This is a genomic window from Acinetobacter sp. Ag2 (assembly GCF_001005515.1).
Lineage (GTDB): Bacteria > Pseudomonadota > Gammaproteobacteria > Pseudomonadales > Moraxellaceae > Acinetobacter > Acinetobacter bereziniae.
This window is the reverse complement of record NZ_LBNA01000054.1, coordinates 141,871-157,171: the sequence shown is the minus strand read 5'-3', so window position 1 is coordinate 157,171 and position 15,301 is coordinate 141,871. Positions and strand designations below refer to the sequence as shown.

General features: G+C 37.9%; 12 protein-coding genes. 4 read left to right on the top strand and 8 right to left on the bottom strand.

Translation table 11 applies throughout. The features are described from left to right. Positions 1–139: 139 nt before the first annotated feature. From AAV97_RS15015 to AAV97_RS15000, 4 genes are all read right to left on the bottom strand, one after another. Positions 140–1,240 carry an alpha-hydroxy acid oxidase gene (locus tag AAV97_RS15015; protein ID WP_046760958.1) on the bottom strand — a complete coding sequence of 367 codons (1,101 nt, stop codon included), beginning with the start codon at positions 1,238–1,240 and terminating at the stop codon, positions 140–142. 62 nt (positions 1,241–1,302) lie between these two features. Further along, positions 1,303–1,986 (bottom strand): Fe2+-dependent dioxygenase, encoded by a 684-nt coding sequence (locus tag AAV97_RS15010; RefSeq protein WP_046760957.1) that lies wholly within the window; start codon positions 1,984–1,986, stop codon positions 1,303–1,305. Positions 1,987–2,057: 71 nt separating this feature from the next. After that, positions 2,058–4,397 carry a TonB-dependent receptor gene (locus AAV97_RS15005; RefSeq protein WP_171249384.1) on the bottom strand — a complete coding sequence of 780 codons (2,340 nt, stop codon included), beginning with the start codon at positions 4,395–4,397 and terminating at the stop codon, positions 2,058–2,060. 418 nt (positions 4,398–4,815) lie between these two features. Then, entirely contained in the window at positions 4,816–7,041 is a 2,226-nt protein-coding gene (locus AAV97_RS15000) for a TonB-dependent receptor (RefSeq protein ID WP_009586379.1), read from the bottom strand. Positions 7,042–7,471: 430 nt separating this feature from the next. On the opposite strand from AAV97_RS15000, the gene tig reads away from it, so the two are divergent. From tig to AAV97_RS14980, 4 genes are all read left to right on the top strand, one after another. Next, positions 7,472–8,803: a trigger factor gene (tig, locus tag AAV97_RS14995; RefSeq protein ID WP_004830173.1), complete on the top strand. Its 1,332-nt coding sequence runs from the start codon at positions 7,472–7,474 to the stop codon at positions 8,801–8,803. 188 nt (positions 8,804–8,991) lie between these two features. After that, on the top strand, positions 8,992–9,603 hold the full coding sequence (gene clpP, locus AAV97_RS14990; RefSeq protein WP_005033741.1) for an ATP-dependent Clp endopeptidase proteolytic subunit ClpP: 612 nt from the start codon (positions 8,992–8,994) through the stop codon (positions 9,601–9,603). A gap of 36 nt (positions 9,604–9,639) precedes the next feature. Next, complete coding sequence (gene clpX / locus AAV97_RS14985; RefSeq protein ID WP_009586396.1) at positions 9,640–10,950, top strand: ATP-dependent Clp protease ATP-binding subunit ClpX; 1,311 nt, start codon at positions 9,640–9,642, stop codon at positions 10,948–10,950. Positions 10,951–11,117: 167 nt separating this feature from the next. Next, positions 11,118–11,867, top strand: coding sequence for a DUF2846 domain-containing protein (locus AAV97_RS14980; protein WP_046760955.1), 750 nt, complete (start codon positions 11,118–11,120; stop codon positions 11,865–11,867). Between the two features lie 51 nt (positions 11,868–11,918). Here AAV97_RS14980 and AAV97_RS14975 read toward each other — a convergent pair whose 3' ends face one another. From AAV97_RS14975 to AAV97_RS14960, 4 genes are all read right to left on the bottom strand, one after another. Beyond that, the gene (locus tag AAV97_RS14975; protein WP_046760954.1) at positions 11,919–12,452 is read right to left on the bottom strand and encodes a DUF2059 domain-containing protein; all 534 of its coding nucleotides are present in this window, start codon (positions 12,450–12,452) and stop codon (positions 11,919–11,921) included. A 72-nt stretch (positions 12,453–12,524) separates the two neighbouring features. Beyond that, positions 12,525–13,058 carry a DUF2059 domain-containing protein gene (locus AAV97_RS14970; RefSeq protein WP_046760953.1) on the bottom strand — a complete coding sequence of 178 codons (534 nt, stop codon included), beginning with the start codon at positions 13,056–13,058 and terminating at the stop codon, positions 12,525–12,527. Positions 13,059–13,068: 10 nt separating this feature from the next. Beyond that, positions 13,069–13,617 carry a hypothetical protein gene (locus AAV97_RS14965; RefSeq protein WP_042087461.1) on the bottom strand — a complete coding sequence of 183 codons (549 nt, stop codon included), beginning with the start codon at positions 13,615–13,617 and terminating at the stop codon, positions 13,069–13,071. 82 nt (positions 13,618–13,699) lie between these two features. Further along, a complete protein-coding gene (locus AAV97_RS14960; protein ID WP_005033728.1) occupies positions 13,700–15,223 on the bottom strand; it encodes a fumarate hydratase in 1,524 nt (507 codons plus the stop codon). Positions 15,224–15,301: the final 78 nt, after the last annotated feature.

Here is a 15,301-nt window from a genome sequence, read left to right as displayed (position 1 = left end):
GATATCACGATATAAATTTAAACACTGAATACTTGCAAATGGTTTAACTTGAGATTAATTCTAAAACAGTTGTCTTGGAAATAATTTCCTTAATTTGCATAAAAAATATCAGTTGAGAGAAAAATTTCCTTTGAATGGCTTAATCTTGAAAAATATATTCTTGATTGATTTCATTTATGCGAGCTGTTCCCATTAATGCCATGGTAATTTCAAATTCTTCCTTTAAAATTTTAAGCACATGTGCAACCCCTAAAGCACCTGCAACAGACAATCCATAGATTGCAGGTCGTCCGATCAGCACCGCATTTGCACCTAAAGCCAACGCTTTAAAAACATCGGTACCACGACGAATACCCCCATCCAAAAGTAGGGGGAAGTCATTCGGTACGACCTTACGAATTTGTTCCAGTGCTTTGAGTGGTGAAATGGCACTATTGAGTACACGTCCACCATGATTGGAGACGATCAGTCCTTGTACACCACTTACGACAGCTTTTTGTGCATCAAGCGGATGTAGAACCCCTTTTAAAATCACAGGTAAAGAAGTTTGAGCAATCATAAATTCAATATCTGCCCATGTCGGTGCAATTTGCATTAAGCCCTGAAAAACTGGATGTTGATCTGCTGAGATTTCTGGCAGAGGAATATGTGTAGGTGTGTGTGGGTGTTGCATTCCTTCGGGCAATTGAAAATTCACACGACGTTCACGATCACGAATACCTGTATGTGGTGAGTCCACGGTGATCACAATCGCTTTAAAGTTTTGTTGTTCTGCTAAACGCACCAAAGCCAACGATTTTTCACGATCACCTTGCCAATACAGTTGAAACCATTTAAATGGATTTTCTTTCTTGATCAAGCGCATATCGGTGTTGGTAAATGTGCTGAGTAGCATATTACTTCCGAGAACCTCAGCAGCTAGGGCTGTTGCTGCCTCACCGTCTGGATGAAACAATTGCTGATGTCCGATGGGTGCAAGAAAGATTGGATGAGGGAATACTTCGCCTAAAATTTCACATTGCGTTGAACCTTGGGTGAGGTCATTCAGTAATCTGGGGATGAGTTGAATTTTTTTAAATTGTTCTAAGTTGTCTCTGACACTTTGTTCATCCATCGCCCCACCTTGAAGGTAGTGCCAAGTATTTTCAGCTAAATGCTGTTCAGCCTGCTTTTCATAATCAGCAATAGTCTGTAAATGGGGGGGAATTTGTGTGAGAGGGGGGAGGATGTTTTTAATCATTTATTGACTGTCCAAATTTATGCAAAACATTTTCATCACAATAATGACTTGTTGGCTAAAACTTATAAATCACTCCATTCACGTAATAAATTGTGATAAATCCCAGTTAAACTAATTACTTGCTCATGTGTAGCAGAAAGTTTTATGGTTAATTTCTGAATATTCTGATCAAGATCGAACAAAATTCGCCGTTGAGCATCTGAGGAAACAAAGCTTTGTGCCCAAAAGAAAGAAGCAATACGAGCACCCTTAGTGACAGGGTTGACGCGATGTAAACTCGTGGCAGGGTAGACAATTGCATCGCCTGCAGGAAGTTTTACCTCTTGTGTTCCAAAAGTATCCTCGATTATCAGTTCTCCACCTTCATATTCATCAAGATTTGTCAGAAAAACAGTACATGAAATATCTGTTCTTAAGTATTGATTAAGTTGAGGGTGTCGACGGATAGCATTGTCAACATGCATGCCAAAGTTGCCACCATGTTGGTAACAATTAAATAGTGGTGGTAAAAATGTTTTTGGAAGAGCAGCACTAAAAAAAAGTGGATTTGAATTAGCAGCATGTTGAATGATTTGACCTAACTCTAAGGCTTCTTGGGAATCTTGTGAAAGTTGTAAATTATTTTTTAAATGTGCGGATTGATAACCTGTGGTTACTTTACCATCTATCCACTCAGCTTGAGAAAGTGTTTGGCGACAATGATTCAGCTCATCCATATTCAGTAAATTTGGAATGTGTAAAATCATGATTTTCTTCCCCAAAAAGAAACAGCGCCTGATCAATCAGACGCTGAATTTTAACATAGTTTGTCTACATCTTAGAATTTATAGTTAATGTTAAATACACCTTTACGACCTTCACCTGGCATCGCCCAACCATTGTTACGAATATGGGTATAGTACTTTTCATCACTTAAGTTTTGTCCCAATAATTGGAAACTTAAATCTTTGTTGTAGCTATATGTCACAGAGGCATTGTGAATCAAATAATCATCAGATTTGATCTGTTGTACAAGATTATTTGTCGCTGAACGTGTGCTTAAATACATTTCACCTTGATAGGTTAAACCGTATCCAGCTTGCCATTGATCATTAAGTTGATAAGTGGTCCATAAGCTACCTGAAACTTTCGGAACATTGACTAACTTATCGCCTTTTTGAAAATCAATATTGGGTGAACCATTGACTTTGGTTTGATCATATTTACCCTCCATATAGGCTGCACTTGCTGTGATGTTCCATTTAGGTGTTATTTCACCGGCTAAACCAAACTCAACACCCTGCACATAGTTTTTACCATCTAATTTTGCATCAGGCTGTCCCGGTATATCATTGGTTACACGGACTTTATCCTGTTCATTGCGGAATACTGCGGCAGAAATTAAGAAGTTAGGATTTGCTTGCCACTTCGCACCAACTTCATAGGCAACAGCATTTTCAGGATCAGTACTACAAGAGTTTGCTGTGATTGCATTATTGGTAATGGTTTGAGAACATCCACCACTTGCAGTGTTTTGTACAGGCTTTTGAGCATTGGCATAAGACAAATACAGACTGGTTGCAGGCGTTGGCTTAAACGTTAAGCCAGCATTATAGGAAATTAAATTATCAGACTGTTTGTAGTTTTGACCACGAGTTACGGCTGCTGTAGTTGTAGAAACAGTGTCTGAACGATATTGACCGTCAGTATAGTCATTACGTACACCAAGGTTGAGTAACCATTGTTCACCGAACTTTAAAGTGTCAAATACATACGCGGAATAAACATTTAAATAGCCTTCAGCTACACCTGTTTTACGGAAGTTTGTTGGACCATGCCAAAAGTTATCTGGATTATATACATTCATGTAAAGCGGCGTTGTAATGGAACTACCAGCAGATGAACCATTTGAATTATATAAATACCCAGCTGTTGTAATTGAATAGTCTTCACGACTAAAACCTACACCAGCGACAACAGCATGATCAATGATTCCTGTTTTAAATTGCATATTGATATTGGTGTCATTGGCAAATTGTTTATTGTGGGTATCTCGATAATAGCCACGGGGACCAGAAATATAATAAGAACCATTTGGTACTGTAATGGTCGTTGAACCAGAAGTCACACTACAATTCTTATAACCTGTTTGATTTGTATTTGTAATCGCTGTTGGTGATGTACCATCTGCTAAGCAGAAGGTACCCTGTGGTGCAGATACAGTCGCTTTTTGTTCAATATCACTATAACGGGTGATTGAGTTGAGTTTTGCGTTAGGGCTGATTTCGCTTTCTACTTTGAATGTGACAACTTGATTTTCAATATCTTGTTGATCTAGATTGCGATAACCATAGCTGTTTTTATCTGAAATCCCTTTGACCGGTTTGCCATTATAGTAAGGCACACCGTATTGTGGATCATTTTCATCTTTTTGATAAAGGTAAGATAATGTTGCTTTGGTCGTATCACTTATGCCAAATGTAACCGAAGGGGCAATTCCCCAGCGCTTCATTTCTTCATCACGACCAGCATAAGTGTTTTGATGCCCCATAACGTTTAGGCGGAATGCTAAATCTTCATCTACAACTTTATTAAAATCACCAGTAAAGCGTTTATAATTGTCTGAACCGAATCCCAATGTGATTTCATTGCTATCACGGTTTTTAGGCGTTTTTGAAACTAAATTGACACCACCACTAATTTGACCTACGCCGTTTTCAACAGAGTTTGCGCCTTTGATGACTTCAACAGCTTCATAGTTGAATAAATCTGAACGGTTGGTTAAGGCTGCGTCTCGTAAACCATCAACCGTGGTGTTGTAGGTTGCGTCGTATCCGCGCAGATTGATTTTATCTCCATAACCACCACCACCTTCACCCGCACCGAAACTTATACCTGGGGTCGTTGCTAATGCCTGCTGCAATGAAAGTAAACCTTGATCTTTAAGTGCTTTTTCAGTGATCACTTGTACTGTCTTAGCTGTATCTAAAACCGTTTCTGTCCGTTTGGTCGAGGAAGTTTTAGGTGCTAAATAGGATGCATTTTGTTCTGCACGTGCCTGAATTGTTGGAAGTTGGGTAGGAGTTTCCTCAGCAGCAGCAAACGCTAAATTGGGTAAAGCAATTGCCAATGCAACTGTTTTCACTTTTTTGTTTTTTACAGAATACTTTCGAGCCATTTTTGCATCCATCGCAGATCATATTGAACTTATCCACTACTGCGCAAAGACTTTTATGTCGCAATAATGGAGAAATTGTTAAGGTGTGTAATCAATATTGCGAATTCTAATGATAATTATTTTCATTAACAATGTGTGTAAATAATTATTCATACGGAAAAACTGTTTAATTCATTCAATATAATTAAAGAAAGCTATAGAAGATATGATTGATTGAATTTGATCATATTGCTGAAATATAGTGTATTTTTAATGATTGGTAAAAAATAACTATTGGAAATTATAGGATAATTTTTTAGTAAGAATTAATAACAGTGAGGTTTATCTTTAATTGAAGGAATAACAAGCTAAATTATACGAAAAAAATGGCCCCCTATGAAAAGGAGCCATTTCAATTTAATTTTTAAAGTATTAACTATTAATATTTAAAGTTGATCGACAATACTGCATTACGACCTTCAGCCTCTGTTGCATAGTGTGATGCATAGGCTTTGGTGAAATAACGTTTATCTGAAAGGTTGTTTAGATTTAATTGTAGATCAACATTTTTGTTAACGTTATAACGTGCCATTGCATCGTAGCGAACATAGCCTGGAACAAATTTAGTATTGGCAGCATCGCCGTAAACTTTATCCATCGCTAAAGCACCTGCACCAACAGTTAACTGTGGAAGCACTTGGTATGTTGTCCAAAGTGTTGCGCTGTTTTTAGGTACATTTGGTAGTTGTTTGCCTTTGGCTGGGTTAGGGAAGGTACAAACACCTGCACGAGTACACGATGGTCCTGGGTTTGTCATTTCGCTGTCTAGATAAGAATATCCCGCAGTAATATCCCATTTGTCCGTGATTTTACCTGTTGCAGTAAGCTCAATACCATCAACTTTACTTTCACCACCATTGGTATAGGTGCCAGCATCTAATTGAATACGGGTATTTTGTTTTTCAGTACGGAATACTGCTGCAGTCAAGTTTAAGCGTTCATCGAGGAAATCCCATTTTGTACCAAGCTCATATGTACGCGCTTCTTCTGGTTTTAAATCCATGTAAGCTTGACCGATTGCTTCTGAACCATCACCACCATCAACCCCCACTGGGTTAGCTGATGTTGCATAGCTTGCATAAATTGAACCATTTTTCATAGGTTTATATGTCAAACCAGCTTGGTAAGTAAAAAAGTCTTTATTATTTTCTAGTTTAGCGCCTGTTGCATTCGTCACTTGTTCAGTGTCAAATTTGTCCCAACGAACACCTAGGTCAAGTAGCCATTGTGGATTAAATTCAATATTGTCAAGTAAATAAACTGATGTAACTTTAGTTGTAGTGGTAGTGGTATTACGATTAGCAACTGCTGAACCTAACCATTCTTCTTTCGAATTAGGATTTGTTAAAGAGGTACACCATGCATCATTGATTTTACAATCGCTGTTGAAACCACCAGTTGTAGTACCTGTATAACCTGGATAAGTGGTTGTATAGCTACCTTTGTCTGATTTTTGATCACTATATTCTGCACCAACATTAAACTTATGTTTAATTGCACCAGTATTAAATTTACCAGTCAATGCAAGTTGATCTGTGAAAATATCCGTATCAGTAATACGTGAGTTGATACGACGCCAGACTTTGTCATTTAATACATTACCTTTTGAATCATCGGGTTGAGTCCAAAGATAATCATTGGTTGATTTGTTATATACGGCAGTATTGGTAATTGTTAAGTTATCGTTTAAATCATGTTCTAATTTAATGGTACCAATTTGGTTTTCTTGTTTTTGGAAATCGCGATCTAACAAACCATAATAAATGCCTTGCTTAACATCGACAGGCTTGCCAACAGTCGCTTTCTTAGAAGCATCATAATTATACGGCACACCTGAATCAGGCGTATCATCAGATTTTAAATAATAATAACTTAACGTTGCACGAGTCGCAGTATCTAAACCGAAAGTAATACTAGGCGCGATCCCTGCACGTTTGTATTCTGCGCCATTATCTTGCCCAGCTTTTTCGTTGTGATGTCCCATTACCGCAACACGTGCAGCAATACCATTACCAAAATCTTTATTTCCATCTAGGGTAATACGTTGATAATTGTCTGTACCACCAGCGACAGAACCTTCTAGAAAGTCACCTTTTTTAGCAACTTTAGAAATCATATTGACACTACCGCCGACTGAGCCAGCACCACCCAATGATGATGCAGAACCTTTGATTACTTCAACTTGCTCTACAGCAAACATTTCACGGTTTTGTGAGGTGGAATTACGAACCCCATCTACATACATTGAACTTTCAGAGTTATATCCACGGATAAATGGACGATCACCATTTGGATTACCGCCTTCACCAGCACCAAGAGTAATCCCAGGAACTGTGCGAAGCGCATCGGCAAGTGTTGTGACTTGCGTATCTTCAATAAGTTTTTTTGAAATAACTGATACCGACTTAGGTGTATCAAGAAGTGGGGCAACAAATTTTGTATTAGCCGACTGATCTACTTTTAAACTTTGTTCTGCAGTCGCTTGTGCTTTAATTGTTGGTAGTTTTGCGATTTCGTCCTGAGCGATAGCTGACGTTGCAATAACTGAAAGTGATGAAGCGATTGCTGTGCTAACAATCTTTTTGCGTGATTTGATAAATGACATACTTTAACTCACAAAGAGTAGTGTAAATTTGTATGCGAATAATAATAATTCTTATTTTTTTATGCATTAGTTTGTGATTGTATTTGCCGATTGAATTAGAGAAACTTGAAGTAAAAATAAATAAATTTAGCTGTTATTTTTGAGTTAATGGATTGAAAAAAATAATTTTTTTATACTCGCTAAATATTTCGAAATGTAAAAAAAGTGAAGCGTGTGTAAATAAAATTTTAGATTTAGGTAAATTCATCAAAATGTATTTAATCCTGAGAAATGAATTGATTTAATTTTTTGTTTAAAAAGTGAGCGTAAAAGACTAAAACAATCATTGAAATAAAATGATTTACACAGGTGTTTTGTATATATTCAAATGTTGTCATATAATGTGGCACTTTTTGAAAAACTGTAATTATTAAATTCTATCGAGGAAGCCATGCAAGTAACTTCTGAAGCGGTTTCGGGCGTTGCCCGTCGTTTAAATGTATCTGTACCGACGAGCCGTATTAACGAGCAGTTTGAAGCTCGCTTGAAACGCACTGCTAAAACTGTGAAGATTAACGGCTTCCGTCAAGGTAAAGTGCCTGTAAATGTTGTACGTCGTGAATATGGCGCGGGTATTTATCAAGAAGTTGTCAACGATATTATTCGTGACACCGTATTTGAAGCAATTCAACAAGAAAAAATCAATGCTGTTGGTATGCCAAACATCGACAAAGTTGAAAACAAAGATGATGCTTTAGTTTATCAAGCAACTGTTGAGGTTTATCCTGAAGTTGAAGTTAAATTTGATGGTCTAGAAGTATCTCGTAAATCGTCTGAAGTTACAGACAAAGATGTTGACGTAATGCTTGAAAACCTTCAAAAGCAACGTGCTGAGTGGACTGAAACTAAAGGCATGGCGAAGAAAGACATGCAAGTGACTTTCGACTTTGAAGGTACTGTAGACGGTGAAAAGTTTGAAGGCGGTGCTGCTGAAGACTTTAAACTTGTTTTAGGTTCTGGTCGTATGATCCCTGGCTTCGAAGACGGTATCGTTGGTATGAAGAAAGGCGAAGAGAAAGTAATTGATGTTACTTTCCCAGAAGATTATCAAGCTGAAAACTTGGCTGGTAAAGCTGCGCAATTCAAAATCACAGTTAAACTTGTTGAAAAGCAAAAACTTCCTGAAATTGATGCTGAATTCCTTAAAATCTTTGGTTTAACTGAAGAAGAAGGCGTTGAAAAATTAAAAGCTGACGTTCGCAAGAACATGGAACGTGAAGTGAAAAATGGTTTGCGTAACCAAGTGAAAGGTGCAACTTTTGATGCACTTGTTGCTGCAAACGAAGTTGAAGTTCCTGAGTCTATGTTGGCTCAAGAAATTGACCGTCAACGTCAACAAATGATTCAACAATTTACTCAACAGTTTGGTGCTCAAGGTGCAAAAGCATTTGACAGCAGTATGCTTCCAGATGAGTTGTTCAAAGAGCAAGCTGAGAAATCAGTGAAGCTTGGCGTACTTGTGAGTAAAGTATTGGCTGATGCTAAACTTGAAGTAGATCAAGCACGTGTTGATGCTTATATCGAAGATATGGCTTCTTCTTATGAAGATCCAGCTGAAGTGATTGAATATTTCAAAACTGACAAGCAACAACGTGCTCAAATTGAAGGCGTTGTGTTAGAAGATCAAGTGGTTGACCACATCTTGGCTAGCGCTAAAGTGACAGATGAAGCTGTAAGCTATCAAGATTTGTTAAAAGAGCAACAAGCACGCCAACAAGGCTAAGTTGTTTGATGTTGAAAAAGGCGCTTTGGCGCCTTTTTTATGAGTTTAAACATTGGCTTAGTTAATCTGTTCACAATACTTATGCAAAAAATATCGGATATTTAGTTGGGAATATTTTGCATTTTCAGCAATTATCCCTCATATTGTGAACATGAGTGACGTAACAAAAATTCAGGAATAAATAACGTATGTATGTTCCATCAATTGAAAGCGCTTTAGTGCCAGTAGTCGTAGAACAATCTTCACGTGGTGAGCGTTCTTTCGATATTTTTTCGCGTCTTTTACGTGAACGTGTGATTTTTTTAACGGGTGAAGTTGAAGACAACATGGCAAATCTTATTGTTGCACAAATGTTGTTTTTAGAAGCTGAAAACCCAGATAAAGATATCCATTTATATATCAATTCACCAGGCGGTTCTGTCACTGCAGGTATGGCAATTTACGATACCATGCAATTTATTAAACCTGATGTGGTGACATATTGTATGGGGCAGGCTGCATCAATGGGTGCGTTCTTATTGAATGCAGGTGCGCAGGGTAAACGTTATTGCTTGGAAAATGCTCGTGTGATGATTCACCAACCACTAGGTGGTTTCCGTGGTCAGGCATCGGATATTGAAATCCACGCACGTGAGATTCTATTTATCAAAGAACGTTTAAACCGTTTAATGGCTGAACATAGTGGTCAGGATTACGAAACTGTTGCCAAAGATACAGATCGGGATAATTTCATGACCGCGCAGCAAGCAAAAGAATATGGTTTAGTGGATCAGGTATTAAGTAAACGACCTCAAAACTAAGCATTTATAGATATGATTTAAGAATTTGGAGTGAAAATGTCCGATCTTCCTCAAGGACAAAAGCATTGTTCATTTTGCGGTAAAACGCAGTCTGAAGTCGGTAAGCTGATTGCAGGCGAGGACGCATATATTTGTAATGAATGTGTGGATGTGTGTCTAGACTTAGTGCAAACGAGTCAGCAAGTGGAAACTGGCGATTGGGCATCACGCCCATTGCCTAAGCCTCATGAAATTCGTGCGGCATTGGATCAATATGTGATTGGTCAAGATACTGCGAAGAAAACGCTTTCAGTGGCTGTATATAACCATTACAAACGTTTGAAAGTTTCTCAAACTGGACATAAACCTAAAGATGCAGTTGAAATTGCAAAAAGTAATATTTTGCTGATCGGACCAACAGGTTCAGGTAAAACCTTGCTTGCGCAAACTTTAGCTCGTTTACTTGATGTACCTTTTGCAATGGCGGACGCGACAACATTGACTGAAGCTGGTTATGTTGGTGAAGATGTTGAAAACATTATTCAAAAGCTGTTGCAAAAAGCAGATTACGATGTAGAGAAGGCACAAAAGGGTATTATCTACATTGACGAAATTGACAAGATTACCCGTAAATCTGAAAACCCATCAATTACGCGTGATGTCTCTGGTGAAGGTGTACAACAAGCATTGTTAAAAATGATTGAGGGTACAGTTGCATCCATTCCGCCTCAAGGTGGACGTAAACATCCACAGCAAGAGTTTATTCAAGTTGATACTGCAAATATCTTGTTCATTTGTGGTGGTGCATTCTCTGGTCTTGAAAAAGTGGTACAACAACGTCAAGAGAAAGGTGGAATTGGCTTTACTGCGGATGTGAAGAATAAGGATGACACTAAAAAAGTTTCTGAATTATTCCGTCAAGTTGAAGCAGCTGACTTAGTGAAATTTGGTTTAATTCCAGAGTTTATTGGTCGTTTACCTGTGATCGCAACTTTAGAAGAGCTTGATGAAGAAGCATTAATGCAGATTCTGACTGAGCCTAAAAATGCTTTAACACGCCAATATCAATATTTATTTGAAATGGAAAATGTTGATCTTCTCTTTGAAGACTCGGCATTACGTGCGATTGCGAAAAAGGCTTTAGAGCGTAATACAGGTGCGCGTGGTTTGCGTTCTATTTTGGAAAACGTTCTACTTGAGACGATGTATGATTTACCAAGTCGCTCTGATATTGGTACAGTCATTATCAATGAAGCAGTGATCAATGATAAAGCTGTGCCTGAGTTCAAACCTGAACGGCAACCTAAGCAAGAAAGCAATGAGGTTGAAAAAGTAGATCTAAAGGTTTTAGACAGTAAATCGGCTTAAATGTTAGATTTTACTCAATATTACTTTTGCATCTTATCTGAAACGTGTAAGTAGCTTGACTATTTACACGTTTTTTTATTTTTAAATTGTCATTGTAATGTTAAGCTCACTGTGCAGAATATTGTTTCTTAAGAATGAAAATAAAAAATACGCGGTGAGGGAAAATCATGCGTTACATCGGTCTCGTTGTTTTGATGAGTTGTGGATTAGCAGCTTGTCAGAGTCATCAATCTGTAGAACAGCAATCAACCAAAGTTGTTTCGACTTTAGATCCTATTGATTTTAAAAAAGAACAATCATTGGTTCATGAAAAGCTTGATCAATATAAAGTGAAATCTTTTTCTGTAGGTTCTTGGGTCAATCAAAAACCCGGTCAATACTTTCATTTGGTGAAGCCACAGAATCCTCAAGCTGCTGTGATTTATTTTTATCGTCCAGATAGTCGCTGGAACAGACAAGAAATCATTCCCACCAATTTCTTTTTAAATGGTAAGCGGATTCCGAGTTTAATCAGCAATCACTACTATTGGATTGAACTTGCTGAAGGTGATTATAAATTAAGTCTAAGTCGCCCTTTAACAGTTTTTCATTTTCAAAAGCCTAAAGTTGCCTATTTCTCAGTAGAGGCGGGTGGGCAATATTTTGTCAAATATGAGGAAGAAAAATTCCGTGGTGGACCAAACGGTGAGGCAGGGCTATTACGTGTTGGACCATTGATGCAAATGCCAACCCGACAGGGCTTAAAAGAAATTGCCATGACGCAACTTAAAACACCTGGGTTGAACTTTGTGGCAGAGGTGACGGCGGATGGGCGTGTGATTAAACCGCAAGAGAAAATTAAAGGTGCCCCATATAAGGTGAGTGATGATGTGCACTTGGGGCAACGCTTTAAGCTTTGGAATCCAACGACTTGGTAAGCTTTTAAGTATTCAGATTAAAAAAGAGAGCGAAGCTCTCTTTTTTAATGTTTAAGGGGTATTCGTTGCTTTTTTTAATTCAGCAAGTTTCTTATTTATCTCTTTAAAATCTTGTTCGGTATTTTGAAGGATATTGCTAAGTTGAGTATTCATCATCTTCATCGTTTCTTGAGCAATTTGTGGAGACTTTTTAAGTATAGATTGCCCCACAGCACTCGAATAAAAGTCGATTTGTGCTTGTACTTCTTCCGCATTGAAAACGTCTTTATAAATTTTGAGATAAAGTGGTTTAATTTGTTCCCAAGACACTGTTTTCTGACTTTGAGCATACATTTTATCTGCCAATTCATTGGCAACAATTTGTTCTTGTGGACTTAATTGTTCCTTGTTTACGGACATTTTAATGATTTGATAAGCCTGCTGATCTAATTGAGGACGGATCTGTTGCATCGTTTCTTGTAAAAGTTGATCAATGTTCATCACTTTTAACAATTGTTGTACTTGTTGATCAGATGCTTGTGCTGCAAAAGCAAAATTGGCAGTTAGACATGAGCCAAGCAGCACTAAATGTTGTAATAATTTCATAATATACCTATAGGATCACGTTGTTATTTATACGACAAAGGTGTTACCCACATTCGAAAACAATATAAAGCTTTATTGGGTTTGCAGTATAGGTTTTAAAATGGCTTCCATTTTATCTTTAATCACTTTTTGATTTTCTGCTTTAAGCATTTGCTTCTGTGAGAATTTAGTGGTTTCTTGCATGACTTCAGTCATCAATAGATTCATTTTCTGATTGATCGATTGCCCTAAAGGTGTGCTGAGGAACGCAATATTGGCTTGGATTTCTTCTTCAGTAAAGGTTTTTTTAAAAAGTGATTTGAATAGAGCAAGATATTCAGGATCTGTAATCATTTTTTGTTGAACATCGGTATAGAGAGCACTAATTTGCAGTGCCGCATTTTGTTGATCAATGTTGAGTGTCTGAGCGCCAGTCACTTGCCGAACAAGATCTTCAGCTTGCTCATCAAAATAGGGCTGCATATCTCGAGTACTTTGTTTGAATATCTCGGTGATATTGGAAAGTTGCATTAATTTGTCTACGCTTTTATCTGTTGCTGGAGATGCAAAGCTTGACACTGTCATACAGCATAAACTTAAAGTTAAAGCGAACTGTTTAATTTTCATGAGTTTTCCTTTATTTATTATCCTCTAACCGATGTAGTTGTTGAATAATTTCTCCAATTTTATTGCGATATTGCTGAATAAATTGAGGATCATTAATTGCTTTATGAATCGCAGCATTGCTTTCTATGAATATTTTCGTGTCAACATTTGCAAGTTTTGTGTACAGTGCTTGGCTTGGCGTTGTGTCATGCTGATAAAGTGCTTCAATTTCTTGAGGGCTTAACGATTCTAAAATAATTTGCTTGGTTTGACTGATAAATTGTGGATCTCGAAGAATATCTTTCGTCATTGATTGATAAACCGCGACAATTTCTGGGATGATTTGTTTTTCGTTATCCGTGAGTTGTATCGTACTTATCCCATTTTTAATTAAATTTTCTGCTTGATTTTGATAAATACGCTTTGCGTCTTCATTCGCTTGAAGACGCCATATTTGATTGCCAATGATACCCTGTGTGAGTCGATCAAGGGATTCACTTTCTGTATTTGAGGCAAAGCTTTGTATAGAGATCGAGAATAACAATAATACAGAAAAAATAATATATTTTATAAAGTTCATGACCTGACTCAAAATAAAAAGCACCCTAATCATAGAGTGCTTTTCAAGTGATGCTCAAGCTTAATTTCAGCTTTTATGCAGATTAATTTGCAGCATCAACAACTGGAATTTTGCCAATTTTTGCTTGCCAAATTTTTGGTGCAGTTGCATGAACAGAAGTACCATTTACATCAACAGCGACGGATACAGGCATATCTTGTACTTTGAATTTGTAAATTGCTTCCATACCTAGGTCAGCAAATGCGACAACTTCAGCTTCACGAATGGCTTTAGATACTAAATAAGCAGCACCACCAACAGCCATTAAATAAGTTGCTTTATTGTCTTTGATCGCTTCAACAGCAGCAGGACCACGATCCGCTTTACCGATCATACCGAACAAGCCAGTTGCTTCAAGGACTTGACGTGTAAACTTATCCATACGTGTTGCTGTTGTTGGACCTGCAGGACCTACAACTTCATCACCTACAGGATCTACAGGTCCTACGTAGTAAATGAATTTACCTTTTAGATCTACAGGTAACTGTTCGCCTTTATTGAGCATATCCACCATACGTTTATGCGCAGCATCACGACCTGTATAGATGGTACCATTTAATAATAATGTATCGCCCGGTTGCCACGAGTTCATTTCTTCTTGTGTGATATTGTCTAAATCAACACGTTTAGATGTTGAAGTATCCCAAGTCACTTCTGGATAATCTGAAAGTAAAGGTGCTTGAATATGTGCAATACCCGAACCGTCTAATTGGAAATGAGCATGACGAGTTGCAGCGCAGTTTGGAATCATACCGACTGGCTTACCAGCAGCATGACAAGGATAGTCTTTAATCTTAATATCAAGAACAGTCGTCAAACCACCAAGACCTTGAGCACCAATACCTAAAGCATTCACTTTTTCAAAGATTTCAATACGAAGTTCTTCGATCTGGTTCTGTGGACCGCGGCGAAGTAATTCGTCCATATTGATTTCTTCCATGAGTGATTCTTTTGCAAGCATCATGGCTTTTTCAGCAGTACCACCAATACCGATACCGAGCATACCAGGAGGGCACCAACCTGCACCCATCGTTGGTACAGTTTTAAGCACCCAGTCTACGATCGAGTCAGAAGGATTTAACATTGCCAGTTTAGATTTATTCTCTGAACCACCACCTTTCGCTGCGACAGTAATATCGACTTTATTGCCTGGAACGAGTTTGTAGTGAATTACAGCAGGTGTATTGTCTTTGGTATTTTTGCGACCAAAAGCTGGATCTGCTAAAACTGAAGCACGAAGTACGTTGGTGTTTTCTAAATAACCTTGGCGTACACCTTCATTGATCGCATCATCTAAGCTCATGGTTAAATCAAATTTAACATCTAAGCCCACGTCAACAAATACGTTAACAATACCAGTATCTTGACAGATTGGACGATGACCTTCTGCACACATACGTGAGTTAATTAAGATTTGTGCAATTGCATCCTTTGCAGCTTGGTTCTCTTCACGATCATAAGCACGGCTCATCGCTTGGATAAAGTCTTGTGGATGATAGTACGAAATAAACTGAAGCGCGTCCTTGACCGATGTGATCAAGTCATCTTGTTTGATAATAGTTGTCATATCAAAAATCTCTTGAGCGGGCTGTTAGCTAGCGGGCTGAATTATACGTGATATTGCTTGTTTTGTGGTGGCTTTGAT